This is a genomic window from Bacillus cereus group sp. BfR-BA-01383 (genome assembly GCF_022663495.1).
Classification (GTDB): domain Bacteria; phylum Bacillota; class Bacilli; order Bacillales; family Bacillaceae_G; genus Bacillus_A; species Bacillus_A cereus_AU.
The window spans coordinates 258,964-284,202 of sequence record NZ_JAKUFP010000002.1 but is presented as its reverse complement, the minus strand read 5'-3'; the positions used below and the strand labels follow the sequence as shown (position 1 = coordinate 284,202).

Here is a 25,239-nt window from a genome sequence, read left to right as displayed (position 1 = left end):
ACATGCTGGACACTTTACTAATAAATATCGGTCAATTACTAACAATGGATCAAGAAGATGGCTTGTTAAGACGGGAAGCGATGAACACGCTTCCTGTTATTGAAAACGGTGCGGTTGGAATTGAAAACGGCGTAATTACTTTCGTTGGAACAGCGGAAGAAGCTAAAGGATTACAAGCGAGAGAAGTTATTGATTGCGGCGGGAAAATGGTTTCTCCTGGTCTTGTTGACCCGCATACTCATCTTGTATTTGGTGGATCTCGTGAAAATGAAATCGCACTAAAATTACAAGGAGTTCCGTACTTGGAAATTTTAGAACAAGGCGGAGGTATTCTTTCGACTGTAAATGCAACGAAACAAGCATCGAAAGAAGAACTTGTTCAAAAAGCGAAATTCCATTTAGACCGCATGCTATCTTTCGGTGTGACAACTGTAGAAGCGAAGAGTGGTTACGGATTAGATGACGAGACGGAATGGAAACAATTAGAGGCAACGGCACAATTACAAAAAGAGCATCCGATCGATTTAGTTTCAACATTTTTAGGTGCTCATGCAGTTCCGAAAGAGTATAAAGGTAGATCGAAAGAATTTTTACAATGGATGTTAGATTTATTACCAGAAATGAAAGAGAAGCAATTAGCTGAGTTCGTTGATATTTTCTGCGAAACAGGTGTGTTCTCTGTAGAAGAGTCAAAAGAATTTTTATTAAAAGCGAAAGAGCTTGGCTTTGATGTGAAAATTCATGCAGATGAAATCGACCCTCTTGGTGGTGCGGAAGCAGCGGCTGAAATTGGTGCAGCATCAGCGGATCATTTAGTTGGCGCTTCTGATAAAGGAATTGAAATGCTTGCAAACTCGAATACAGTCGCAACATTATTACCAGGAACAACATTCTATTTAAATAAAGAAAGCTTCGCTCGCGGTCGTAAAATGATCGATGAAGGTGTTGCGGTTGCGTTAGCTACAGACTTTAACCCAGGTAGCTGTCCAACTGAAAACATTCAGCTTATTATGAGCATTGCGATGCTGAAACTGAAAATGACACCAGAAGAAGTTTGGAATGCCGTAACGGTTAACTCATCTTATGCCATTAATCGTGGTGAAGTAGCTGGGAAGATTAGAGTGGGTCGTAAGGCAGATTTAGTTTTATGGGATGCTTACAATTATGCTTACGTACCGTACCATTACGGTGTAAGCCATGTAAATACAGTATGGAAGAATGGTAATATCGCATATACAAGAGGTGAACAATCGTGGAGCACGGCCACTATTTAAAGAAAAATGCAAAGTTTATCGATCGTGAAGTGACGAAATGGAGTGAGATGATTAACGATTGGGAGGAAGGTGTAGAAATATTCGGTGCTGCCTTAATTGGAGCACCCCTTTCTAAACCATCTATTAGTCATTCAGGAGCATGTTTTGCGCCAAAAACGATTCGTTCAATGTTAGATGCATATAGCACATACGCAATTACAGAAGAACATGATATGAAAGAAAGTGTCTTGTATGATTGCGGTGATATTACGATGCATGTGACAGATATAAAAGAAAGTCATAACCGAATTGCGAAAACAGTTGGTCACTTAACGAAAGTAAATCCGAAAATGATACCAATCGTTCTTGGTGGTGACCATTCGATTAGTTTTCCGAGTGTAACAGGTTTTGCAAATAGTAAAGGGAAAATCGGTATTATTCAATTTGATGCCCATCATGATTTACGTAATTTAGATGATGGTGGTCCATCAAATGGTACACCGTTCCGTAGTTTACTAGAAAATGATGTCATTACGGGAAAACAACTCGTTCAAATTGGAATTCGCAACTTTTCAAATGCACGAGCATACCATGAATATGCAAAAGAGCATGGCGTGACAGTGTATACAATGAAGGATGTAAGAGAAAGAGAAATAAAAGATATTATCGCGGAAAGTATTGAAGTATTAAGAAAACAAGGTGTGACGTCTATTTATATTTCTCTTGATATGGACGTACTAGACCAAGCGTTTGCGCCAGGTTGTCCAGCAATTGGTCCTGGAGGAATGGATAGCGCAACTTTATTTGATGCGATCGAATTCCTTGGCAAAGAACGGCTCGTTCAAGGGATGGATATAGTAGAAATTGATCCAACTCTTGATTTTAGGGATATGACGAGCAGAGTAGCAGCGCAAGTGATTATGAGTTTTCTATTAGCACGAGAAACGATTAGTAAACAGGTTAGTATATAAGCGAAGAATCGTGTGTGTCTTTCATATTGCATATTAAATAAAAAACACATCACTACTTATATGTAGTGATGTGTTTTTTATTTAATAAGATATATAAAATCGGAGGGGGTGGGTGTGAAAAGGTAACAAAATCACGGGTTTTTTAGTGTTTTTGTACAGATTGAATTTTTCTGTTTAAATAAATTGACATGGAAAATATTTTTATGATATTATAAAAATTTTGCTAAAAAAATGAATGTGTGTTAAGATTGAGAAGGTTACCATATATGGAGGTGGATTATTTGTTTCAAATTGGCGATAACATTGTTTATCCAATGCAGGGAGCAGGTATAATTAAAGCCATAGAAGAGAAAGAAATCGCAGGAAAAAAACAACAGTATTATGTTATAAAAATGTCGGGTAGTAATATGGAAATAATGATTCCTGAAGGGAAAATATTGAATTCAAATATACGACCAGTCACGGATATAAAGGCATTAACACACATAATAGATATTTTTCAGCATGGAGAATCAGATAGATTACTTACGTGGAAACAAAGATATAAAGTGAATACAGATAAAATAAAGACGGGTAAAATACAAGAAGGTGCTGAAGTTGTGCGTGATTTATTACGTATGCAGAAAGAAAAAGCACTTAATGCAAGCGAAAAGAAAATGTTAGATAACGCACATGAATTTTTGATTAGTGAACTGGGATTAATTGAAGGTATCACAGAAAATCAAATAAAAAGCTTTTGTTAAGATTCATTACAAATAATGTATTATATCCCAAAAAAGATCTTGAATTTTTTGGGAGTATAATTATAGAGAATCAATCATTTCAAAGACATTCAACTCTTTCAAACCACTTTTAGAGCATTAACCTCTTTTGTTATTACTACAATCAAATCCATTTTTATTTTTTAATTTCTTTTACGAATGTTCGAAGTTTAATTCAATACTTCGATAAAATAGTTACTTAATTTTTGCAATCCTGATTCACACTGGCACGGACGAGGAGCCGTAAGGATGAAAGAGAGGTAGGGCTTTCATTGTTTTAGGTATATAAGTTATTATTTTTAGAAGAATACTGAACCATTTTCACTTCTATTGATAAGGGATTTTTATATGTTAATATATAATAATTATATATATTCTTTATGTAAATGAGATAAACGAATTGACAGCCATATATGATCAACTAAAAAAGGTTTCCTACTTAGGGAACCTTTTTAATTTTATTTATAGCATTCTATTTTTTTGATATTCGAATGTTTTATGGTGAAGTCGTATAAATTGACGTTACTATCTAAAAGTAAGTATGATGCGATTATAGTTAGATTTTTTAGGGGGAAGAAAAATGACAAGTGCAAATAATAAAGCGGCAAGTATTTATGAAGGAACAAATATAAACGCTTGGGGGTCTTTTGCAAATATTGAAGAAACGAAGTTGTTTGATCCAATTCAAATTGGATCTTGGTCTCTTCGTAATCGCATAGCAATGGCGCCGATGACAAGATGTTTTGCAAATATTGAGACTGGAGTAGTTGGTGCTGATGTAGTAGAGTATTATCGGAAGCGTGCTGCAGATGGTATTGGATTAATTATTACAGAAGGAATTGTTATTAGTCCGAGAGCGAAAGGAAACCCAGGAGTACCAGGTATTTATACACAAGAACAAATCGATTCTTGGAAACCTGTTACAGAGGCGGTACATAAAGAAGGCGGGACGATTATTGCTCAAATATGGCATGTTGGGCGTATGAGTCATCATGAAATAATTGGTGGTCAATTGCCACAAGCACCTTCTGCTATTGCTGCGGAGGGTAATGTTCCGCGTTTTCGTAAACCATTTGATACACCAGAAGCAATGACAATGGAAGAAATAAAAGAAGTTATCGGTCAATATGCACAAGCTGCAAAAAATGCAATAGAAGCTGGATTTGACGGAGTAGAAATTCACGGTGCACATGGATATTTAATTGATCAATTTACTTATGAGTTTGCGAATAAGCGAACAGATAAATACGGCGGTGATTTAAAGCAAAGGTTAACATTTATGAAAGAAGTAACTGAGGCTGTAATAGAAGCTGTTGGAGCTGATAAAACACTTCTTCGTTTCTCTGCCTTTAAAGGTGATAACCCTACTTATATGTGGGAAAACCCAGAACTTGCGATTGAAACGTTCGTAAATATGTTTAAAGAAGTTGGGTTAACGATGATCCACCCTTCAACGATGAATTATACGCAAGTTATTGCTGACGGAAAGAATTTTCATCAATTAGTAAGGAAGTATTGGGATGGTACTATCGTAGGAGTAGGTAATTTGAATCCGAAAGAGGCAGAAGAGGCATTGCAAGAAGGAACAATTGATGTAGCGGCATTCGGAAGACCGTTAATTGCGAACCCAGACTTTGTTCATCGAATTAAACATGCTGAAAGTTTAGTTGAATATGATGCGAAAGAGCATCTTGCAACATTAGTGTGAATAAAGATAGAAGGAGAACACATTGAGTGTTCTCCTTTTATTATGGGATTTCATAGGGGGAAGCGGGATGAGTGAAACGCTACTCGTGATTATTAGTATATTACTATTTTTAATGTTGCTTTTAATCGTCTTTTTTATCATTACATTTTTTATAAAAAAACGGACGCATCATTCTATTTTAAAACTACATCCATACTTAGGGAGGATGCGCTACTTACTGGAAAAGATAGGGCCTGAATTTCGGCAATATTGGTTTGATCACGATACGGATGGAAAGCCGTTCTCGCGTTATGACTTTCAAAGTGTTATGTTTTTAGCGAAATATCGCTCTGAAATACTTGGTTTTGGATCGAAAAGAGACTTTGAAGCTTCTGGCTATTATATTGCTAATACATTGTTTCCGATATTAACTGAGGAATTAAGTGTGAATCTATTGCAAGAGCAAGAAGGTAAAAAGTATGTGATTCATAAAGAAGGGTTGTTTTCAAGAAGAGAAAAATTGACAGCGGATACAACAAATCTTTGGTTATATGAAGATGACGATGCAATTATAGTCGGTGAAAGTCGTAAATACCCATGGAAACTACATGGCATGTTTGGAGCATCAGCGACATCTTACGGCGCGATTGGAGAAAATTATATTTTAGCAAGTGGTTTTGGGGCAAAAATGGCAGGAGGATCGTGGATTAATACTGGGGAAGGGGGCGTAATTCCAGAACATGTACATACAGGTGCAAATATCGTTGCACAAATTGGCCCAGGGTTATTTGGATATCGTGATGAGGATGGTAATTTTTCAATGACAAAATTTATGGAGAAGGCGAAAGAAAGCAATATTAAAGCATTCGAATTGAAATTTGGGCAAGGTGCTAAAATACGTGGTGGTCATTTAGAGGGACAAAAAGTAAATGAGAAAATCGCTTCTGTTCGAAACGTACAAGAAGGAGAGACAATTAATTCACCGAATCGATTTTCATTTTTAAATAATGCAGCAGATACACTTTATTTTATTCAACAGTTGCAGGAAAACGGTGGTAAACCAGTCGGGATGAAAATTGTAATTGGGCAGCAGGAACCTTTGGAAAATTTATTAAAAACAATGAAAGAATTAAATATCTATCCAGATTTTATTACAATTGATGGTTCAGAAGGTGGATCCGGTGCAACGTATAAATCGATGGCAGATAGTATGGGAATTCCGCTTATTCCAGCATTACTTACATTTATTGATACAGCAAATCAGTATGGTGTCCGTGATAAATTCAAAGTGTTTGCCTCTGGAAAATTAATTACACCAGATAAGGTGGCAATTGCTTTAGCGATTGGAGCAGATGCTGTAAATTCAGCCCGCGGATTTATGATGGCAAGTGGTTGTATTATGGCGCTTCAATGTAACTCAGGGCAATGTCCATCTGGAATTGCGACGACGAATCCGCATTATCAAAAAGCGTTAGATCCTTATGAAAAGAAATGGCGGGTAATGAATTATATAATAAGTATGAGATATAGCTTGTTTGCATTAGCGGCAGCGGCGGGAGTAAAGAGTCCACGTCATTTAACGAGAGAGCATATTGTGTTTAAAGATGAAATGGGGAGGGTAGTTCCTCTTTCGGAATTATTCCCTATAAGTAAATAAAATGAACTTTTAATCAGCTCAGGGTATCATACTTGTTATTAATCTGTATCAATCGGGATAAAAAGTTAAAGATATACTTTAAAGGTCATACGTTTGTATGGCTTTTTTATTTGTGAATAAGGATAATTAAAGAGAAAAATAATGAAATAAGGGACTTATTGACAATGGAGAATAATTAACTTATAATAAATCTCGAATTCAAGATAATTTGAAGTTTATTATAAGTGTAGATGAATTAGATGTTTTTTTAGATATTATCTCGAATTCGAGATAATTTTAGTGTAATAGACAAGATGTGTAATTTTATCGTTGATACCTTGAGTTCGAGATATCGACCGTAATGGTGGATTTTACATTTCAGTATGGACAAAATAAATAATAAATTTTAATGTATAACAGTTTTAAAATGAAATAAAAAGGGGCGGAGAAAATGGAAAAGAAAACAATGGGAATTCATCACATTACAGCAATTGTAGGGCATCCGCAAGAAAATGTAGATTTTTATGCTGGTGTATTAGGTTTACGTTTAGTAAAACAAACAGTAAATTTTGATGATCCAGGTACGTACCATCTTTATTTTGGTAATGAAGGAGGAAAACCTGGAACAATTATTACGTTTTTCCCATGGGCAGGTGCTCGTCAAGGAATTATTGGTGACGGTCAAGTAGGAATTACTTCTTATGTCGTACCAAAAGGTGCAATTGAGTTTTGGGAAAATAGATTAGAAAAATTCGATGTTCCGTATACAAAGATGAATCGTTTTGGAGAAGAGTATTTAGAATTTGATGATCCCCATGGTTTGCATTTAGAATTAGTTGAAAGAGAAGCTGGCGAATTAAATACGTGGAGTTTTGGAGACGTTACGCCAGAAGTAGCAATTAAAGGATTTGGTGGCGCTGTTCTTTTATCTGCACAACCTCAAAAAACAGCTGAATTGTTAGAACATGTTATGGGTCTTGAGAAAGTTGGAGAAGAAGGTGAGTTCGTGCGATTCCGTTCTTCTGCTGATATTGGAAATATTATCGATTTGAAATTATCAACAATCGGACGCGGTCAGATGGGCGTTGGTACCGTTCATCATATTGCTTGGAGAGCGAGTGACGATGCTGATCAACTAGACTGGAAAGAGCATGTGTCTCGCTTTGGATATGGCGTAACTCCTGTGCAAGATCGAAATTATTTTAACGCGATTTACTTTAGAGAACACGGGGAAATCTTATTTGAAATTGCAACAGATCCTCCTGGTTTTGCTCATGACGAATCGTTAGAGACGATGGGTGAGGAGTTAAAGTTACCAGAACAATATGAATCACATAGACAACAGATTGAACAAACTCTCTTACCATTTGAAGTAAGAAATTTAGATTAAAGTGATTGAAAGGGGAAAAGAGATAATGATGAAGCATATTTTTCAAAAAGGAAAAGATACGTCAAAACCAGTGTTGTTATTACTTCATGGTACAGGAGGAAATGAATTAGATTTATTACCACTTGCAGAAAGAATTGATCCAGAAGCTTCCGTATTAAGTGCTCGCGGAAATGTATTAGAAAATGGCATGCCGCGTTTCTTCCGTAGATTAGCAGAAGGTGTTTTTGATGAAGAAGATTTAGTTTTCCGTACGAAGGAATTAAATGAGTTTTTAAATGAAGCAGCAAAAACATATGAATTTGATAGAAATAACATTGTAGCTATTGGTTATTCAAATGGAGCAAACATTGCCGCGAGTTTATTATTCCATTATGAAAATGTATTAAAAGGTGCGATTCTTCATCATCCAATGGTGCCTAGAAGAGGAATGCAATTACCTAATGTAGCTGAAACAGCAGTATTTATCGCCGCTGGGACAAATGATCCAATTTGTTCACCTTCTGAGTCAGAGGAATTGAAGATGTTATTAGAAAATGCAAATGCAAATGTAACAATGCACTGGGAAAATAGAGGGCATCAATTAACGATCGGTGAAGTAGAAAAAGCGAAAGAGTGGTATGACAAAATATTTCTATAAGTTGTAAATCATAAAAAAGCATCTGCTAACGAGTAGCAGATGCTTTTTTATGATTTAAGACTGAATTGCAAGATGAGATGAAGAAAGTGGCAATTGAATATCAACGATAGTACCTTTATTTAATTCGCTTGAAATGTGTAACTTACCATGATGTTCTTCAATTATTTTGTAACACATCATTAATCCTAGTCCAGTGCCTTTTTCTTTTAAACTATAAAACGGTTCGCCTAAACGAGAGAGGCGATCTTCTGGAATACCACAGCCTTCGTCAATAATACGAATTACGATGAAATTATTGTCTAACGATTTGATTTGAATGAAAATATTTCCGCCATTTGGCATCGCTTCTATTGCGTTTTTTAATATGTTAATAAAAACTTGTTTTAATTGATTACCATCGCATTGAATGTCATGTTTATGGTTGAAATGATCCATAATGATATGAACGCTATGCATAATGGCAGTCGGTAAAATAAATGTGACGACCTCTTCTATTAAAGTTTGTATGTTGCAAGTTTGGATGGATAATACTTGCGGCTTAGACATAGCCATAAATTGACTCGTGATGGATTCCATTTGTGAAATTTCGCCTAACATAACATCGACATACCATTTATTCTCCTCATTTATTTCAGGGAGTAACAATGTTAAAAAACCTTTTAGAGACGTGAGTGGGTTTCGAATTTCATGTGCAATTCCAGCTGTCAATTGTCCGACTACTGCGAGTTTTTCTGATTTCCGTAATAACTTTTCAGTTTCTTTTAGCTCAGTAACATCCCTTCCCATCACAATAAGACCTTTACGCGAACCATCAGGGTGATAAAGAGGGACTTTTGATATACTTAAGATGAGGTCGAAATCCTCTCTCTGTATAATGAATTCTTCTCCGTGAAGAATTTGTCCTTTTTGCCATGCTAGTTCATCGACTTCTTCACAGTGTAAAAAAGCTTCTCGGTACGATTCATTATATTGAATGAGTTCACTGTCCCTTTTCCCGTGATAGGGTACATGATGGAAATTAAAGCAGGAAAGTGCGTAGTCATTTGCTTCAAGCCAGCGACCTTCATGATCCTTAAATATAACAAACGCAGGCATTGAATTCATTAATGTACGTAATCTCTTCTCACTTTCTTTTAACATCTTTTCAATTCTTGCTGATTTTTCAAGAGGTTTCATAATCGCATATACACCTGTTAGACGGTTCTTCACAAATATGGGAACTATTTTTGTTACGACGTCTAACAAATATCCGTCTTGATGATAAACAGATACGATATACTCTTGTTGATTGTCTGCTTCAGTATTTGTTATATATTGTAATACTTGTTCAGAAATATGGGCTTCCAAAATAGAGGTAATGCTTTTTCGCTCTAATTCTTCAGAAGAGTAACCTAGTATTCTTTCGGCAGAAGGATTGATATGTAAAATAATTCCTTCTAAATTCAATGAAATAATACTATCAGGGTTATGTTCAAAAAGAGAGGCGTACATTTCTGCTAAAGAACGATTTTGTATATGGTTTCGCAAACGTCCAGATACGTTAAGCTGACGTTTTTTTTGAGTAGATGAATATTTTTTACGACTCATAATATTTCCTCCGTACAACTAGCATCTAAAAGATTAATCTACTAATAACTATAATATAGATGTAATGTGTATTTCTATAAAAAATGGAAATTGCGGAATAAATTTTGTTTTCTTTATTTTCGCAAAAGGAATATAAGGTGGTAATAAGAGGGACTTATATTGTTTTATAAATCTTTTGTAAGTTACAAGGGCGTGTTTCCGTTATAACATTAGAATTGAAGAGGGGGAGAGAAAATGAAAAATTACATTCAAGGGATTGACCATGTGCAAGTTGCTGCACCTGTAGGATGTGAAGATGAAGCACGAGAGTTTTATGGTAATAAAATTGGTATGGAAGAAATTCCGAAGCCAGAGGAATTAAAGAAGCGTGGCGGGTGTTGGTTTAAGTGCGGGAATCAAGAAATCCATATTGGTGTGGAGCAAAACTTTATACCAGCTAAAAAGGCACATCCAGCTTTTTATGTGAATGAAATTAGTGAATTTAAGCAAACGTTGATAGAGCAAGGTGTCGAAGTGACTGATGATCATGCACGACCAGATGTAATTAGATTTTATGTGTCTGATCCATTTGGAAATCGAATTGAATTTATGCAAAATAAAGACTAGGTGGATTCCCGCCTAGTCTTTAACTTCTTCTGAAAAGTCCTAACACTTCTACAGTTTCCGTAATATTAACGAACGCATGTGGGTCGATTTCAGAAATTGTTAGTTTCATACTTGCTAATTCTTCACGAGAAACGACTGTCATAAGTACACGCTTTTTCTCGCTTGAATAAGCACCTTCGCCATCAAGTAATGTAATCCCACGTACAACGGTTGAAAGAAGCTGCTGTTTCATTTTTTCTGCTTCGTTTGTTACAATCATAAGTGTAACTTTACTATGTTTTGTATGAACCGCATCGATTACTTTACCAGTTACATAAATTGAAAGTAAGCTTGTAAGTGCAACATCCCAAGTGAAGAAAAATCCTGCAATAACAATAACGACTGCATTTAAAGCAATAAGGAATCCACCAAGTTTAATGTCTCGTTTGCGGGATAACAACATACCGATAATATCAAATCCACCAGTTGATCCATTACAGTTAAAAACAAGACCGATACCAGCTCCGGCAATGACACCTCCGAAGATAGATGATAAAAGTGGATCTGTTGCTACGACTTTTACTGGAACGTAGTATAATGCAACAGATAATACAATTACAGAGATAACTGTGTTAAAAATTACTTTTTTTCCAAGACCCATGTATCCTAAAATAAGGATAGGTAAGTTTAATACGAAGTTAATAATACCTGTGTTTACAGGGGTTACAATCCCTAAAATAATAGCAATTCCGCCAATTCCACTACTTAAAATTTTGTGGGGGATAAGGAAAAGATTAAAGGCAATCGCAATAATAAAAGAACCAATAATAACACCAAGAAATCTGAGCATCTCTTTCCCGTCCTTCACTAAAAAATTCATATTATTTCAAGATTATATATGATATTGAAAGTTTTGGGTAAAAACAGTTTATTTCGGAAAATTAGATTAATCAAAATAATTCGGTTGTTTCATAACTTGAAAGGGGATACAGATATGGGGATAAAAACGTATCAACAAAAAAGCCCGTTGAAACATGAGTGTGAGGATTCATTTTTTGGTAATGAAAATAAAATGATTTATGGTGTATGTGATGGTGCAACACCACTCGTCCCGTTTCGTGATGAAAAGGGACATAATGGAGCGTACATCGCTTCGCATTTATTTGCCAGTTACTTTACTTCATTACGTGAAAATCATAGTTTACAAGTTGCAGTTGCAAGAGCGAATGATTTATTGCAGAACAAGATGCTAGAATATAAGGTTGATACGAGCAAAAAAGAGCATTTGTGGTGTACATGTATTGCGGCAGTTCAAATAGATGGTGAGAAAATTGAATATGCGCAGCTAGGGGACTGTATGATCGTCGCAATCCTTCAAAATGGAACGATTCAAGTATTAACGAAAGACACAGTTAAAGGAATTAGTAAACGAGCAAAAAAGAAGAGGGAAGAAGATCGTAAAAAAGGGTTATCTGTGCCAGAAGAACATATTTTTCAAGATGTTCGAGAACAGTTAAAATACAATCGTTACCTTGCAAATATGCCAAATGGGTATTCAGTTGCAAATGGGATGAAAGAAGCAATGGATTATTTACAATATGGTGAATTACAAGTAGAAGAATTAAGTGGGATTTTTATTTGTTCAGATGGATTATTCCACCCGGATTGGTCATTAGAACAAACTGTTGCATATATAAAAAAGAATAGTATAGAAGAATATGTAGTGATTATTGAACAGCTAGAAGGTGAGCAGAGAATAAGGCCAGATGATAAAACACTTATTATGATCGATTTTTAAAAGGAGGAAGTTCAGATGGAAATTAAATGCGTAAATTTAACATTTCAAGATGAGTTAGTTCCTTTAGAAAAAGTAAATAAGTTAATAATTCATCATACGTCAGAAGATGGATGGGATGTTTATAAAACTCACGAATTTCATCAAAAGGTAAGGGGATGGAGCGGGATTGGTTACAATTATTTTATTGAAGAAGATGGAACTGTAGTCGAAGGGCGAGGTTTACATATTGGAGCACATGCGAAAGATAATAATAGTGATACAATTGGAATATGTATGACAGGAAATTTTGATAAATATGATCCAACTACTGCACAAATGAATTCATTATATTCTTTATGTAAAATATTTATGAAGCAGTTTGCCATAGAGAAAGGAAATATACTCGGCCATAGGGAGTTAGAAGGGGTTACAAAAACTTGTCCAGGAAATCGCTTTTCTATGGTAGAGTTAAGGAAAGTATTATCTTAAATATAGAGGAGTAACGAATGATGATGAACATAAAAATACCAACTGATAAAAAAGAAGAGCTCGTAGCACAAATTCAGCAATTTTTCATTGAAGAAGATTTAGATGAGATTGGACGTTTCCAAGCAGAACGTTTAATAGAAGAAATGATTAAATTAGTAGGACCATTTGCATACAATCAAGCAATTGGAGATGCAAGAAAACTTGTAACTGAAAAATTATCAAATATCGAAGAAGATTTATATGTGTTAGAGAAGAGTGAGGGTAAATAAAAAGAGCCATATGGCTCTTTTTATTTGTTTTCCTTATGTTCTTTATATTCATGTACTTTTTCTTTTACATTACCGACAGTAATTTTGGCATTACCTTTTATCTTATCCCATTTTCCTTCAGCTTGTAATTTCTTATTGTCTGTTACTTTCCCGACAACTTCCTTTACTTCGCCTTTTACTTTATCAATGGTGCCTTCTACTTTTTCTTTTAAACCGTGATCATATTTATTCATACATTTCTCCTCCTTGTAGTTTGATCAGAAATTTCTTTTCATATTGCAAGTTGAATGATGTATCTAATGATAGCGTAACAAATCTAGTTTGAATATTCAAATGATTAATAGGATAGAAAAGGAATTGTCATAAAATGTATAAGATTATAATAGGAAGAGAAAGAATGTTAATTACATGTCTTTTGCGGTCCATATTGATTTTGTATAAGCGATTTTCATATGGGCACGTTCCATATTATGTTGACTGCCGCTACCAAATCGAGCTTGTCCAACTATTAATTGGCAGTTTGATGCTATTGCTGTTTCTATTCGTTTCTGAATTAATGCAGTATGACACCCTTTACGCTGAAATTCTGGCAAAGTAGCAGAAGCAGCTAATGATGCGACACCTTTTATATACAGGACACCAATACCAGCAGGGATATTTTGAACTTCAGCTATGAAAAAATGCCATCCTGGTTTATTGTAAAGAATTTCGTTGTTTTGATGGACGCCATCTTTTGTAAAGGACGGCATATTAAATCCGCTTACATATATGTCTGCAAAAATATTAAACTCATTTTCTTTTAGTTTGCGTACTGAAATGTTAGAAGGAAGAAGGGATGAATCTTCTCTCGGTATACTATATAAAGCGGTATGGAAGCTAGATTGGTAAAACCCTTTTTGAGATAAGTATTGAAATAGTTCAGCTGTACCTTGCGCTGGCGTAATTTCAAAACGGCAAGGAATTTGTAGTGATTGATAATAAGAGATGATTTCATCTATCTGATCTGTATTTGTAAATGTAATGCCTTTTACTGTATTAAAAGTAGGACCAGCGATTGCTTTTGATGAAAAGGCAGTGGTACTCCCGAATTTTTTCATTTGTACTTGCATTGGGTTTCCGCTTATTGCTTGTAGTGCTTCTAATCTAGAAGAAAGCATATGTATTTCCGCATTTTCAATTTCTTGTGCTGCATTGAATGTCATAATAGTACTCATAAGATTCCTCCGTCAATAAATATATTTCATAGTACATATACGATTTTTGTTCTGAGATTCCTGTTGCAATGTAAGAGAATAAGAAGTTTTTTGGAAGGGAAATGGAAGTGGGCTGTCGAAGGGAGTAGAAATAGATTAAAGGTGGTGCTCTCATGAAACAGAAAGACGTGCAGACATGCTCTAATTGTGGTTCTCATAACATAGGAGAGGGTGAGTTTGTCGGCTATGCACAAATAAGGAAAAAGGAGACAATGTTCACATCTTCACCAGTGGATGCTTATATTTGTACAGATTGCGGGAATATCCTTTTGTTAAAGGTGCGGAATTATGAAAAGTTTAAACAGAAGCCGTTATGATTATTGAGAAATGGTCATATCCAATGTTGTATACGAAACGTCTTATATTAAGAAAAATTAATATGAGTGATGTTTTACATATATATGAGTATGCTTCAGATAAAGAGATGACAACTTATACTGTATGGGATGCTCATCAATCGTTTCATTTTTAAACTGAAAAAGAAAGTGAGAAAAAAGGTAGACAGTTTATAAATAAGAGAAAACATGTTTTGGATAAATGTATTCAAAACATGTTTTTTATTGATTTGAATTATTTCCAAAGAAATAATTCAGAAAATACTGAAAAATATCGTAAATATTTGTAGAAGTCTGTTATAATATATGAAAATGAAAACGCTTTAAAGGGAGGCTGTCACTAATATGATGATGAATGTACCGCTAACAATTAGTTCTATGATGGAAAGAGCAGAAAAGTTATTCCCGAAGAAAGAAATTGTTTCAAGGACACATGATACAGTTACAACATTAACGTATAAGCAGCTAGGAGAAAGGACGAGAAGACTTTCTAGTGCGTTAAAAAAGATTGGGATTAAAGAAGGCGAACGTGTAGGAACGTTAGCATGGAATCATCATCGACATGTGGAAGCATATTTTGCTATTCCAGGTATTGCTTCCGTTTTGCACACAATTAATATTCGTTTATCTCCTCAACATATTTCATACATTATTCAGCACGCTGAAGATCGAATTCTACTTATTGATGAAGATCTTGTACCACTCGTTGAAAAGATTCAGTCTGAATTAACAACTGTACAAGCCTACATTATTATGACTGATAAAGATGAACTTCCAAATACTACACTAGAGCCTGTATATCATTATGAAAAGCTATTAGCAGAAGGCGATCCAAATTTCCAATTTGTAAAAGATATTGATGAAAACACACCTGCTGGTATGTGTTATACGTCAGCGACTACAGGAAATCCAAAAGGTGTTGTTTATACACATCGTAGTACAGTGTTACACTGTATGGCACTCGGGTTAGCGGATACGACAGCTTTATCGGAAAGTGATGCAGCAATGGCTATTGTGCCAATGTTTCATGTGAACGCTTGGGGACTCCCTTTTGCGGCTACTTGGTTTGGGACAAAACAAGTTCTTCCGGGACCGATGTTTACGCCGAAAATTTTATTAGAAATGATTCAAACTGAAAAAGTAACGATAGCTGCGGGTGTGCCGACAATTTGGCTCGGTGTTTTACAAGAGTTAGAAAATAATAGTTACGATTTATCTAGTATAACGAGAATATTATGCGGAGGCGCAGCTGCACCGAAAAGCGTTATTAAAGCGTTTGAACAAAAATATAATGTTCCTTTTATACATGCATACGGCATGACTGAAACAAGCCCGCTCGTAACACTTGCGCGTTTGAAAAGCTATGAAACAGACTTGTCATATGAAGAGCAATTAGAAATCCGCTCAAAACAAGGATATCTTGTGCCAGGTGTTGAAATGAAAGTAGTTGGTACAAATGGTGAAGTGAAGTGGGATGGTACGGAGATGGGAGAATTATGTTTACGAGCGCCGTGGATCGCTGAAAGCTATTATAACGATGATCGTACTGTCGAAGGATTCCGTGACGGTTGGTTATATACTGGCGATGTCGTTACAGTTGATGAGGAAGGCTGCGTAAAAATTGTTGACCGTACGAAAGATGTTATTAAAAGCGGAGGAGAATGGATTTCTTCCGTGGATCTTGAAAATGCGTTAATGGCACATGACGCTATATTTGAAGCGGCTGTTGTCGCAGTTCCACATCCGCAGTGGCAAGAGCGCCCAGTTGCCTGCGTTGTTCAAAAGAAAAATAGCGCTGTGACAAAAGAAGAATTATATGAGTTTTTAAAACCACAGTTTGCTAAGTGGTGGTTACCAGACGATATTGTATTTATGGAAGAAATACCGAAAACATCTGTTGGGAAGTTTTTAAAACAGGCGCTTAGGAAAGAACTTGAGCATTTGCATAAAGAGAAATAATTGAATTCTTATTTGTAAACTTACGTTAAAATCAAGTTGACAAACAGTGAGTTGAAAGATAATATAATTCTTGTAATATGTTATCTAAAATCAACTTCAAGTTTACAAATAGGAGAAGCAAACATGAATACAAAAAATTTAGTTTTCGTCGCTTTATTTAGTTCTATTATGGGAGTGCTAGGATTAATTCCTCCGATTGCTCTTTCTATTACACCAGTTCCGATTACTTTACAATCACTCGGTGTTATGCTTGCGGGTGGACTGTTAGGATCACGTCTTGGAGCACTAAGTCAGCTCGTTTTCTTACTTATTGTAGGAGTTGGTGCACCATTACTTGCGGGTGGACGTGGTGGTCCAAGTGTATTTGTTGGGCCAAGTGCAGGATATTTACTAGGTTATATTGTAGGAGCATTTGTAATTGGTTATTTAATTGAGCGTTTACGTGAAGTTTCTATTATAAAAGTATTATGCATTAATATAATTGGTGGTATTTTCGTAGTTTATGTATTTGGTATCATTGTACAAGCTTTCGTAATGGATATTTCCGTATGGGAAACGATGAAAGTAAGTGTAGTATTTTTACCAGGTGATTGTATAAAAGCGATTATAGCAGCAATTCTCGTGACAAAATTACATCGTTCATTGAAACATATTATTACGCCTGCTTTGAAGAATAAAAAATATACAAAAGCGGGATAAGAGAGAAGAAACACGCTAATTGCGTGTTTCTTTTTATTATTTTGTAAAGAAAGGACGTCTCATATGGGGATTACAAAAGAATATAAAAAGCATGCCTCTTTACAATCAAATAAAATAGCGATTAAGGAAAATGATAGAGTTTTAACATATAAAGAGTGGTTCGAGTCAGTTTGTAAAGTAGCAAACTGGTTAAATGAAAAAGAATCGAAGAATAAAACTATAGCAATCGTGTTAGAAAATCGTATGGAGTTTTTAGAACTATTTGCTGGTGCTGCCATGGCTGGATGGGTTTGTGTGCCATTAGATATAAAATGGAAAAAGGATGAGCTCAAAGAAAGAATTGTAATTAGTAATCCGGATATGGTTGTGACAGAACGGTATAAGTTAAATGATATTTCGGGTGAAGAAGGAAGAGTAATTGTAATTGATGAATGGAAAAGAATGATAGAGAACTATCTACCTACAGATGCCACTGCAGAAAATGTACAAAATACTCCTTTTTATATGGGATTCACATCAGGATCAACTGGAAAAGCAAAAGCATTTTTACGTGCACAACAATCGTGGGTTCATAGTTTTGATTGTAATGTACAAGACTTTCATATGAAAAAGGAAGATTCTATTATTATAGCTGGGACGCTTGTTCATTCTCTTTTCTTATACGGCGCAATAAGTGCATTGTATGTAGGACAAACGGTGCACATTATGAGAAAGTTTATTCCAAATCAAGTGTTGGACAAGTTGGAAACTGAAAATATTTCGGTCATGTATACAGTCCCGACGATGCTTGAGTCTTTATATAAAGAAAATAGAGTAATAGAAAATAAAATGAAAATTATTTCGTCAGGAGCGAAATGGGAAGCTGAAGCAAAAGAAAAAATAAAGAGTATATTTCCTTGTGCGAAAAAATATGAATTTTACGGTGCATCAGAACTTAGCTTTGTAACAGCATTAGTCGATGAAGAGGGCGATAGAAAGCCAAATTCAGTAGGAAAACCTTGTCACAATGTGAAAGTTCGAATATGTAGTGAAGCAGGAGAAGAAGTACAGACAGGTGAGATAGGAACTGTTTATGTGAAAAGTGATCAATTTTTCATAGGATACATAATGGATGGGGTTTTAGTCCCAGAGTTGACTGTAGATGGCTGGATGACAGTGCGAGATGTAGGCTATCAAGATGAAGAAGGCTTTATATACATTGTTGGTAGAGAGAAGAATATGATTTTATTTGGAGGAATCAATATTTTCCCAGAAGAAATAGAAAGTGTAGTACAGACACATCCAGCTGTTGATGAAATAGTTGTAGTTGGTGTAGAAGATAGTTATTGGGGTGAAAAGCCTGTCGCTATTGTAAAAGGAAGCGCTACGAAGCAACAATTAAAGAGTTTTTGTTTACACCAATTATCCTCTTTTAAAATACCGAAAGAATGGCATTTTGTAGATGAAATACCGTATACAAATAGCGGGAAGATTGCTCGTGTTGCAGCAAAAAGTATGATTGAAAATCGGGAGAAAATATATGAATAAGGCAGTTATTGTAGAGGCGAAAAGAACACCTATTGGCAAGAAGAATGGGATGTTAAAAGATTATGAAGTTCAGCAATTAGCAGCACCACTTCTTACGTTTTTAAGTAAAGGAATTGAGAGAGAAATAGACGATGTTATATTAGGGAATGTTGTTGGGCCGGGAGGAAATATTGCAAGGCTGTCTACTTTAGAGGCGGGGCTCGGTTATCATATTCCTGGTGTAACGATTGACCGGCAATGTGGTGCTGGATTGGAAGCAGTACGTATGGCGTGTCATCTCATTCAAGGGGGAGCAGGTAATTGTTATATCGCCGGGGGAGTAGAGAGTACAAGTACGTCACCTTTTCAAAAGAGAGCGCGGTTTTCACCTGAAATAATTGGTGATCCTGATATGGGAGTAGCGGCTGAATATGTTGCGGAGCGTTATAACATAACGAGAGAAATGCAAGACGAGTACGCTTGTCTTAGTTATAACCGGACATTACAAGCGTTAGAAAATGGATATATACAAGATGAAATATTGTCACTTAATGGATTATTAGATGAAGCTATAAAGCGAGAAATGAAGTATGAAAGAATTATTAAGAGAACGAAACCTGCATTTTGGCAAAACGGAACGGTGACAGCAGGAAATTCGTGTGGTGTAAATGACGGTGCATGTGCTGTTCTTATAATGGAAGAACAACAAGCTCGGAAATTAGGATATAAGCCTGTTCTTCGTTTCGTTCGCAGTGCTGTAGTTGGAGTGAATCCGAATCTTCCAGGGGCGGGTCCGATATTTGCAGTGAATAAATTGTTAAGTGAAATGAACTTAAAAGTAGAGGACATTGATTATTTTGAAATAAATGAAGCATTTGCTTCAAAAATTGTGGCTTGTGCAAAGGAGTTACACATTCCGTATGAAAAGTTAAATGTAAATGGTGGTGCAATAGCACTCGGTCATCCGTACGGTGCGTCTGGATCTATGCTTGTAACGCGCTTGTTTTATCAGGCGAAAAGAGAGCATATGAAATATGGAATTGCGACGTTAGGAATTGGTGGTGGGATAGGGCTTGCGTTATTATTTGAGAAAGTAGAAGACTAGCAAGGTAACTAGTTTTCTACTTTTTGAGGAATATAGGCATTGCTACCAGGTTTTGTTTTTATTTCTTTCCAAGCAGCAATAGCATCAGCTTTTGATTTTCCTTTGTTATTTGGATCTTCGAAAAAGTCGCGAGTAAAACGATTGTATTCAAATTGTGTACCGATAGTTGTTTTATATGTGGGGTCTTTTTTACGTTCGTTTTCTTCATGCCAAAACGTTATCGCATCTTCATATGTTTTTCCAACATTTTCTTTGAAAAACTTTTGAAGAGTCACTGTAAAACGGAAGTTTTCTCCAATTTTTTCTTTGAAAAAAGCACGCACATCTTCGCTACAGCGGTGATTTTCAGTAATAATTGTTTGAAGAGAAAGGTTTTTATAAGAGAGAGAAGTTTTACTCACTTTTTGGTGAGAACTGTTTTTTAATATTTTACCCGTAGTTAAATAATGTGAGATACGCTCTGTTATTTCAATTTTAGAACCACTAGCTGGCAAATCATGTTCACGACAAAATGTTTGTAGTTCAGCTTTTAGCCAATAGTAATTTTGGAAATCTTCGAGTGATATAGACTTTGTTAAAGGTGGACGCATAAATGTAACAACTTCTTTCTTCCATAATCTTCTTTTATTATAAAACGTACGTTCTTTTTATGGAAGGGTTAACTTGTAAATTTAATGGGAAGAGGAGATTGGGTATGGAAAATGTAATGCAAGTTCGTGTTACTGGAATTTTAATTGAAGATGAAAAAGTATTGCTAGTAAAGCAAAAAGTTGCTAATCGGAATTGGTCTTTACCTGGAGGAAGAGTAGAAAGCGGTGAAACGTTAGAAGAAGCAATGATTCGAGAAATGAGAGAAGAAACAGGGTTAGAAGTTAAAATTAAGAAGCTACTCTATGTTTGTGATAAACCGGATGCTCTGCCAGCTTTATTACATATTACATTTTTACTTGAAAAGGTAGAAGGTGAAATTATACTTCCTTCTAATGAATTTGATCATAATCCGATTCATGATGTGCAAATGGTACCAATTGTAGAATTAAGTCAGTATGATTTTTCGGAAACTTTTATAAAACTGGTAAATGAAGGATTTGCAAATGCAGGGAGTTATCAAGGATTGAAACAAAATATTGGTTTGTAAATATAGAGGAAGGAGGGCTGTTAGCTATCCTTCCTAAAAATGTTTTACACTGCAGATTGTAAAGAAGAAACAAGTTGATTTAAAAACTCATCCCCGCTCATAATCGCTTTCCCGCCACCGCGAGAACTTTTTTTATTTCCGCCACCTTTTCCTTCAATTGTAGGAAGGGCATCTTTTAAAAGTGTATTCATATCGAGCGTTACTGTTTTTCCGCAAGCGAGAATGCATTGTAGTTTGTCATCATTTTCAATGACGAAATACGTAATTGCATGCTCTTGTTGTTCTGTAATAATAGCAGAAAGTTTTGCGATTTCTTGCATGGAACGATTTATAAATACTTTAGAAATAAGTGTTCCAGCGTGTATTTCTTCTGACTGTTGCAATAGTTCATTCGCTTCTGCAAATAGTAGTTTTTCATTCATTGTTTGTATTGCTTTTTCGTTTTCTTTTTGAGAAGTAAGAATCTGTGCTACTTTTGTTGGAATATCAGTTTCGCTACTGTTTAATTGTTTAGAAACATCTTTCATAATTTGTTGCTGTTGCCCCATCAGTTTAAGTGTGCGCCAACCAGCGATAAATGTTAAGCGGATGCCACCTTTATTGCGCTCCCAGTTCAGTACTTGAATAGGACCTACTTCACCTGTACGTTTCGGATGCGTTCCACCACAACCGTTGTAGTCGAAATTTTCGATAATAACAACGCGTATATTTTCTGTCATAGTGGGTTCTTTACGAAGAGGTAATGTTTTCGCTTCTTCTAAGTTCATCCACTCTATACGGATTGGATGGTTTTCAAAAACAATGTTGTTCGCAATTTGCACAGCTTTTTCAACTGTTTCCGCATGGAGATTTTCTGTTTCTAAATCAATTGTTACCGTTTCTTTTCCAAGATGGAATCCGATAGTGGGTATGTTAAAATGATCCCAAAAAGCAGCAGATAAAATGTGCTGAGCTGCATGTTGCTGCATATGATCAAAACGGCGTTCCCAATTAATTTTACCTTCTACTTCTTCTGTATGTAATTGTTCCGCAATGAAGTGGCGAATTTCTCCATCAACTTCTTCAACGTTGAGTACAGCAATACCATTTAAAGTTCCAGTATCATGCGGCTGCCCACCACCCGTCGGATAAAAGGCAGTTTCATTTAAAACAACATATAAGTTACCTTCTTCATCATAATCTTGTTTTATAATTTTAGTAGTAAAGTCTTGCTTATAAGCGTCAGTGTAATATAATTTGTGCTCCAATTTTCTTTCCCCTTTCGTGTTCGCTAGTTTCATTGTAAAGCAATCGAAATTAGTTTCCTAATATTTCAGAAGAAAGAAACTATTTTTAGAATTTTCTTGCTATAATAAGAAAAAGAAAATGCGGGGGTGGAATGAACATGTTATATGAAAATGGCGTAGATAAATTGCTTAGTTTAAGCAGAAATATTTCCGAATTATATCGAGAATTAAATGAAATGACCCGGATTTTAACGGATTGTAACCGTGAAAGTGTGAAGTATGATCGGTTATATGTAAAAGAGTTACTTTGGAAGAAAGAAGATGTAATAGAGAAATATGACCAGCTACTTGTACAACTTTGCATCAATGAATGCTTTGATTTAAAAAGTGTCATTACAGGAGAATATAGGTATACATACGAAGAAGTAGAAAACATCGTTTTACAATTTAATGAAAAGTATAATGTTGCAATTTTAATTAAAGATGTTTGTAAAGAATTACAGTTTACATATGGAATTGATATGGACATAACGAGAACGGCTCGGGTATCAACAGCTCAAGTATAGAAAAAGGAAAAGAAAGCAGATCCTTTGCTTTCTTTTTTTATGTGAAAATAGGGAGAGTAGGTTTAATGATGAAGGGGAAGTTACAGCATATTCATCCACTTGGAATGAGTATTATTTTAGGGACATTGTTTGCTAGGTTTGCTACTTCAATGAGTATCCCTTTTTTAGCGATTTATTTAACAACTGTAAAAGATGTTTCCGCTGGGATGACGGGGGCTATTATTGGAACGAGTGCACTTGTTGGCGTGTTTGCTAGTTTTATTGGAGGGAATTTATCAGATCGATTTGGCCGGAAAACGATTATGATCTGGTCCATGATCGTTTGGATTTTTGTGTTTATAGGTTTTTCACTTGCGAATCATGTTTTAAGCTTCTTTTTATTAAATGCTTTAAATGGATTATGTAAGTCATTTTTTGAACCGACATCAAGAGCGTTATTATCAGATTTAACGAAACCAGAGTATCGGTTACTCGTCTATAATTTACGATACGGTGCAATAAATGTTGGGGTTGCAATCGGACCAATTGTTGGACTACAAATTGGTAGCGCAAAATCAACAATTCCTTTTTTAGTAGCAGCTGGGGTATACATTTTATATACAGCTATATTAGCGTTCCAATTTAAGAAGTATCCACTGGAACGAAAGAAAATAAATACAGAAAAGCCTGTTACAATGTTAAATGCAATTCGTATATTGCGAAAGGATGTCGTATTTTTAGTTGCATTAGTCGGTATTATTTTGAGTAATTGTGGCTTTTCTCATCTAACGACGACAGTATCTCAATATTTTGCAAATGCACATATATTTCAGGATGGAGTGAAGTTATTTTCATATATGCTAGCTTTAAATGCAATTGTTGTAGTGATTATTCAATACCCTGTTATTCAAACGTGTAAAAAGTATACACCATTAGCATCCATTATGGTTGGCACTTTATTTGTGAGCGCAGGGTTATTTGGATTTGGAATAGTAGAATCTACGTTAGGGGCCGCTGTATGTACATTTATTTTTACAGTGGGAGAAGTTTTAATGTTTTCAATGACGGATGTATTTATTGATGATATAGCTGTCTCAAATCTAAAGGGGACTTATTTTGGAGCGATGGGCTTTTCCGGAATTGGAGGAGTAATTGGTCCTTGGTTTGGGGGCGTACTTCTTGATTATTACGGGTATCAAAATGGGTTTGTAGTATTTTCAGCACTATCTATATTTTCAATTGTAGCATTTCCGGTTCTTTTAGTTACAAAAGGGTTATTGAAAAAAAGATATGATAGAAATTCTAATATAGAAATGCATGCGAAATAACATAAGCCCCAGTAATCAACTGGGGCTTATGTTTGTATTTATTTTAACTCTTAATTTGAAAAAAGAACTTTCTTTTCATGCTTATCAGCAACTTCATTTTTTGAAATATGAATGGCTAAAAATCCATTCTCTGAGCAGGCTAGCATCTTCTTATAAATAATATTAGCGGGTAAAGGAATGATCCGCTGTAAAGAAGTATTTTTATGAAGTATGCAAATGTTTAGGCCTGTCTCCATCTTTTTAATGAGTACATTTTGTTCAGTCACATTTGGTACATCTGTTTCCAAAATGTATTCTTGTTCAGTTTCACAAAGGTCAATATGAATTTGATTTGGAAAACTAAAATTACTACAAGAATCGGAACAAAATTGATCCATCCATTCTTCGAAACCATCAACATGAAAAAGACAATCCTTCTTTTTCTTGCCCATGTAAGACACCCTCCGTAAAATCTCAATTCATACTATGTTATGCATGAACGAGGTAGGGGTGAAGAATAAATGGAAAAATATAAACATTGTATGTGGTAAAGGTAGCTAGTGTGAATGCTTTGTTTTACATATCATGATGCGCATGATTTTTTTGGCGTGAATGGTTCCGGTTTTTTACTTTATGAGATCCGCTTAATGGTTCAGGTTGTCCTTTTTTTTCTTTAGATTCGCGATTGTTTTTTCCCATTGTATGTGACACCTCCTCTTTCTCTTTAGAATGAGAGAAGTTTGCGAATTTATACGAGAATGTTTTTTGAAAAAAGGGTAAAGATAAATGGGACTAACTATTACAGAAAGGGGAAAGTATAATGCCATATCATAAAGATAAGCAACAAGCTTTTCAAGCAGCGCAGCAAGGGGTTACACAAGCAGAAAATTCATTCAACAATATTGTGAAAAATGATCCAAACTACGGTCATGATTTAAAAGAGTTACGTCAAGAGGTTCAACAAGCGTATGAACAAATTCAAAATGCACTTGAAGTAGCTTCGGAAACACAACGTCCACAACTTGAGCAATACGAAAATAATCTCCAAAATATTATGCGAAATGTAGATCAATTAGAAAAGTAAATGAGGTTGTTGTGTATTCAACAACCTCATTACTTTTAGT

At 35.3% G+C, this 25,239-nt stretch carries 28 protein-coding genes and 1 pseudogene; 21 read left to right on the top strand and 8 right to left on the bottom strand.

Annotated features, from left to right (window positions below):
• Positions 1-2 precede the first annotated feature (2 nt).
• The 7 genes from hutI (at position 3) to MR065_RS03615 (ending at position 8,335) form a co-directional block, all read left to right on the top strand.
• On the top strand, positions 3-1,274 hold the full coding sequence (hutI, locus tag MR065_RS03645; protein ID WP_242212536.1) for an imidazolonepropionase: 1,272 nt from the start codon (positions 3-5) through the stop codon (positions 1,272-1,274).
• A complete protein-coding gene (gene hutG / locus MR065_RS03640) occupies positions 1,253-2,224 on the top strand; it encodes a formimidoylglutamase (protein WP_242212535.1) in 972 nt (323 codons plus the stop codon). The genes hutI and hutG overlap by 22 nt, the downstream gene beginning before the upstream one ends.
• A gap of 281 nt (positions 2,225-2,505) precedes the next feature.
• Positions 2,506-2,967, top strand: a complete 462-nt coding sequence (locus MR065_RS03635) for a CarD family transcriptional regulator (protein WP_170933751.1) — start codon at positions 2,506-2,508, stop codon at positions 2,965-2,967.
• Positions 2,968-3,565: 598 nt separating this feature from the next.
• Positions 3,566-4,693 (top strand): alkene reductase, encoded by a 1,128-nt coding sequence (locus MR065_RS03630; RefSeq protein WP_242212534.1) that lies wholly within the window; start codon positions 3,566-3,568, stop codon positions 4,691-4,693.
• Positions 4,694-4,760: 67 nt separating this feature from the next.
• Positions 4,761-6,329, top strand: coding sequence for an FMN-binding glutamate synthase family protein (locus tag MR065_RS03625; RefSeq protein WP_242212533.1), 1,569 nt, complete (start codon positions 4,761-4,763; stop codon positions 6,327-6,329).
• 430 nt (positions 6,330-6,759) lie between these two features.
• Positions 6,760-7,698 (top strand): ring-cleaving dioxygenase, encoded by a 939-nt coding sequence (locus tag MR065_RS03620; protein ID WP_242212532.1) that lies wholly within the window; start codon positions 6,760-6,762, stop codon positions 7,696-7,698.
• Between the two features lie 25 nt (positions 7,699-7,723).
• Positions 7,724-8,335 carry an alpha/beta hydrolase gene (locus tag MR065_RS03615; protein ID WP_242212531.1) on the top strand — a complete coding sequence of 204 codons (612 nt, stop codon included), beginning with the start codon at positions 7,724-7,726 and terminating at the stop codon, positions 8,333-8,335.
• Between the two features lie 54 nt (positions 8,336-8,389).
• Here MR065_RS03615 and MR065_RS03610 read toward each other — a convergent pair whose 3' ends face one another.
• Complete coding sequence (locus tag MR065_RS03610; RefSeq protein ID WP_242212530.1) at positions 8,390-9,922, bottom strand: BA3702 family sensor histidine kinase; 1,533 nt, start codon at positions 9,920-9,922, stop codon at positions 8,390-8,392.
• Between the two features lie 234 nt (positions 9,923-10,156).
• Here MR065_RS03610 and MR065_RS03605 point away from each other — a divergent pair, with 234 nt between their 5' ends.
• Positions 10,157-10,528, top strand: coding sequence for a VOC family protein (locus tag MR065_RS03605; protein WP_242212529.1), 372 nt, complete (start codon positions 10,157-10,159; stop codon positions 10,526-10,528).
• 19 nt (positions 10,529-10,547) lie between these two features.
• On the opposite strand, the gene MR065_RS03600 is transcribed toward MR065_RS03605, so the two are convergent.
• Positions 10,548-11,387 carry a YitT family protein gene (locus tag MR065_RS03600; RefSeq protein WP_242212528.1) on the bottom strand — a complete coding sequence of 280 codons (840 nt, stop codon included), beginning with the start codon at positions 11,385-11,387 and terminating at the stop codon, positions 10,548-10,550.
• A gap of 114 nt (positions 11,388-11,501) precedes the next feature.
• Between MR065_RS03600 and MR065_RS03595 the strand changes: the two genes are divergently transcribed.
• Genes MR065_RS03595 through MR065_RS03585 form a run of 3 tightly spaced genes read left to right on the top strand, consistent with a single transcriptional unit; the run spans position 11,502 to position 13,042 of the window.
• Positions 11,502-12,305 carry a protein phosphatase 2C domain-containing protein gene (locus MR065_RS03595; protein WP_242212527.1) on the top strand — a complete coding sequence of 268 codons (804 nt, stop codon included), beginning with the start codon at positions 11,502-11,504 and terminating at the stop codon, positions 12,303-12,305.
• 15 nt (positions 12,306-12,320) lie between these two features.
• A complete protein-coding gene (locus tag MR065_RS03590; protein WP_242212526.1) occupies positions 12,321-12,773 on the top strand; it encodes a peptidoglycan recognition protein family protein in 453 nt (150 codons plus the stop codon).
• 17 nt (positions 12,774-12,790) lie between these two features.
• On the top strand, positions 12,791-13,042 hold the full coding sequence (locus MR065_RS03585) for a DUF2164 domain-containing protein (RefSeq protein ID WP_242212525.1): 252 nt from the start codon (positions 12,791-12,793) through the stop codon (positions 13,040-13,042).
• Between the two features lie 20 nt (positions 13,043-13,062).
• On the opposite strand, the gene MR065_RS03580 is transcribed toward MR065_RS03585, so the two are convergent.
• Entirely contained in the window at positions 13,063-13,275 is a 213-nt protein-coding gene (locus tag MR065_RS03580; protein WP_242212524.1) for a CsbD family protein, read from the bottom strand.
• A gap of 171 nt (positions 13,276-13,446) precedes the next feature.
• On the bottom strand, positions 13,447-14,256 hold the full coding sequence (locus MR065_RS03575) for a GNAT family N-acetyltransferase (protein ID WP_242212523.1): 810 nt from the start codon (positions 14,254-14,256) through the stop codon (positions 13,447-13,449).
• Between the two features lie 152 nt (positions 14,257-14,408).
• Between MR065_RS03575 and MR065_RS03570 the strand changes: the two genes are divergently transcribed.
• From MR065_RS03570 to MR065_RS03545, 6 genes and pseudogenes are all read left to right on the top strand, one after another.
• Positions 14,409-14,612 carry a hypothetical protein gene (locus MR065_RS03570; RefSeq protein WP_071711348.1) on the top strand — a complete coding sequence of 68 codons (204 nt, stop codon included), beginning with the start codon at positions 14,409-14,411 and terminating at the stop codon, positions 14,610-14,612.
• Positions 14,609-14,761, top strand: a pseudogene (locus MR065_RS03565) (GNAT family N-acetyltransferase); the annotation flags it as partial. The gene MR065_RS03570 and the pseudogene MR065_RS03565, both read left to right, overlap by 4 nt.
• A 214-nt stretch (positions 14,762-14,975) precedes the next feature.
• A complete protein-coding gene (locus MR065_RS03560) occupies positions 14,976-16,589 on the top strand; it encodes a long-chain fatty acid--CoA ligase (protein WP_242212522.1) in 1,614 nt (537 codons plus the stop codon).
• A gap of 123 nt (positions 16,590-16,712) precedes the next feature.
• Positions 16,713-17,288 carry a biotin transporter BioY gene (locus MR065_RS03555; RefSeq protein WP_242212521.1) on the top strand — a complete coding sequence of 192 codons (576 nt, stop codon included), beginning with the start codon at positions 16,713-16,715 and terminating at the stop codon, positions 17,286-17,288.
• A gap of 63 nt (positions 17,289-17,351) precedes the next feature.
• Positions 17,352-18,815 carry an acyl-CoA synthetase gene (locus MR065_RS03550; RefSeq protein ID WP_242212520.1) on the top strand — a complete coding sequence of 488 codons (1,464 nt, stop codon included), beginning with the start codon at positions 17,352-17,354 and terminating at the stop codon, positions 18,813-18,815.
• Entirely contained in the window at positions 18,808-19,899 is a 1,092-nt protein-coding gene (locus tag MR065_RS03545; RefSeq protein WP_242212519.1) for an acetyl-CoA C-acyltransferase, read from the top strand. The genes MR065_RS03550 and MR065_RS03545 overlap by 8 nt, the downstream gene beginning before the upstream one ends.
• An 8-nt stretch (positions 19,900-19,907) precedes the next feature.
• Here MR065_RS03545 and MR065_RS03540 read toward each other — a convergent pair whose 3' ends face one another.
• Positions 19,908-20,489, bottom strand: coding sequence for a DUF6434 domain-containing protein (locus MR065_RS03540; RefSeq protein ID WP_242212518.1), 582 nt, complete (start codon positions 20,487-20,489; stop codon positions 19,908-19,910).
• Between the two features lie 104 nt (positions 20,490-20,593).
• Here MR065_RS03540 and MR065_RS03535 point away from each other — a divergent pair, with 104 nt between their 5' ends.
• A complete protein-coding gene (locus tag MR065_RS03535) occupies positions 20,594-21,037 on the top strand; it encodes an NUDIX hydrolase (protein WP_242212517.1) in 444 nt (147 codons plus the stop codon).
• A gap of 44 nt (positions 21,038-21,081) precedes the next feature.
• Here the strand turns inward: MR065_RS03535 and MR065_RS03530 are convergent, their stop codons facing one another.
• Positions 21,082-22,284, bottom strand: coding sequence for an alanyl-tRNA editing protein (locus tag MR065_RS03530; protein WP_242212516.1), 1,203 nt, complete (start codon positions 22,282-22,284; stop codon positions 21,082-21,084).
• A gap of 137 nt (positions 22,285-22,421) precedes the next feature.
• Between MR065_RS03530 and MR065_RS03525 the strand changes: the two genes are divergently transcribed.
• Complete coding sequence (locus MR065_RS03525; RefSeq protein WP_242212515.1) at positions 22,422-22,829, top strand: hypothetical protein; 408 nt, start codon at positions 22,422-22,424, stop codon at positions 22,827-22,829.
• A gap of 68 nt (positions 22,830-22,897) precedes the next feature.
• The gene (locus MR065_RS03520; protein WP_242212569.1) at positions 22,898-24,136 is read left to right on the top strand and encodes an MDR family MFS transporter; all 1,239 of its coding nucleotides are present in this window, start codon (positions 22,898-22,900) and stop codon (positions 24,134-24,136) included.
• A 50-nt stretch (positions 24,137-24,186) separates the two neighbouring features.
• On the opposite strand, the gene MR065_RS03515 is transcribed toward MR065_RS03520, so the two are convergent.
• Entirely contained in the window at positions 24,187-24,567 is a 381-nt protein-coding gene (locus tag MR065_RS03515) for an Hsp20/alpha crystallin family protein (RefSeq protein WP_242212514.1), read from the bottom strand.
• Between the two features lie 124 nt (positions 24,568-24,691).
• Positions 24,692-24,814, bottom strand: a complete 123-nt coding sequence (locus tag MR065_RS03510) for a small acid-soluble spore protein P (RefSeq protein WP_000517651.1) — start codon at positions 24,812-24,814, stop codon at positions 24,692-24,694.
• 121 nt (positions 24,815-24,935) lie between these two features.
• On the opposite strand from MR065_RS03510, the gene MR065_RS03505 reads away from it, so the two are divergent.
• Positions 24,936-25,199: a hypothetical protein gene (locus MR065_RS03505; protein WP_088233240.1), complete on the top strand. Its 264-nt coding sequence runs from the start codon at positions 24,936-24,938 to the stop codon at positions 25,197-25,199.
• The last annotated feature ends 40 nt before the right edge of the window (positions 25,200-25,239 follow it).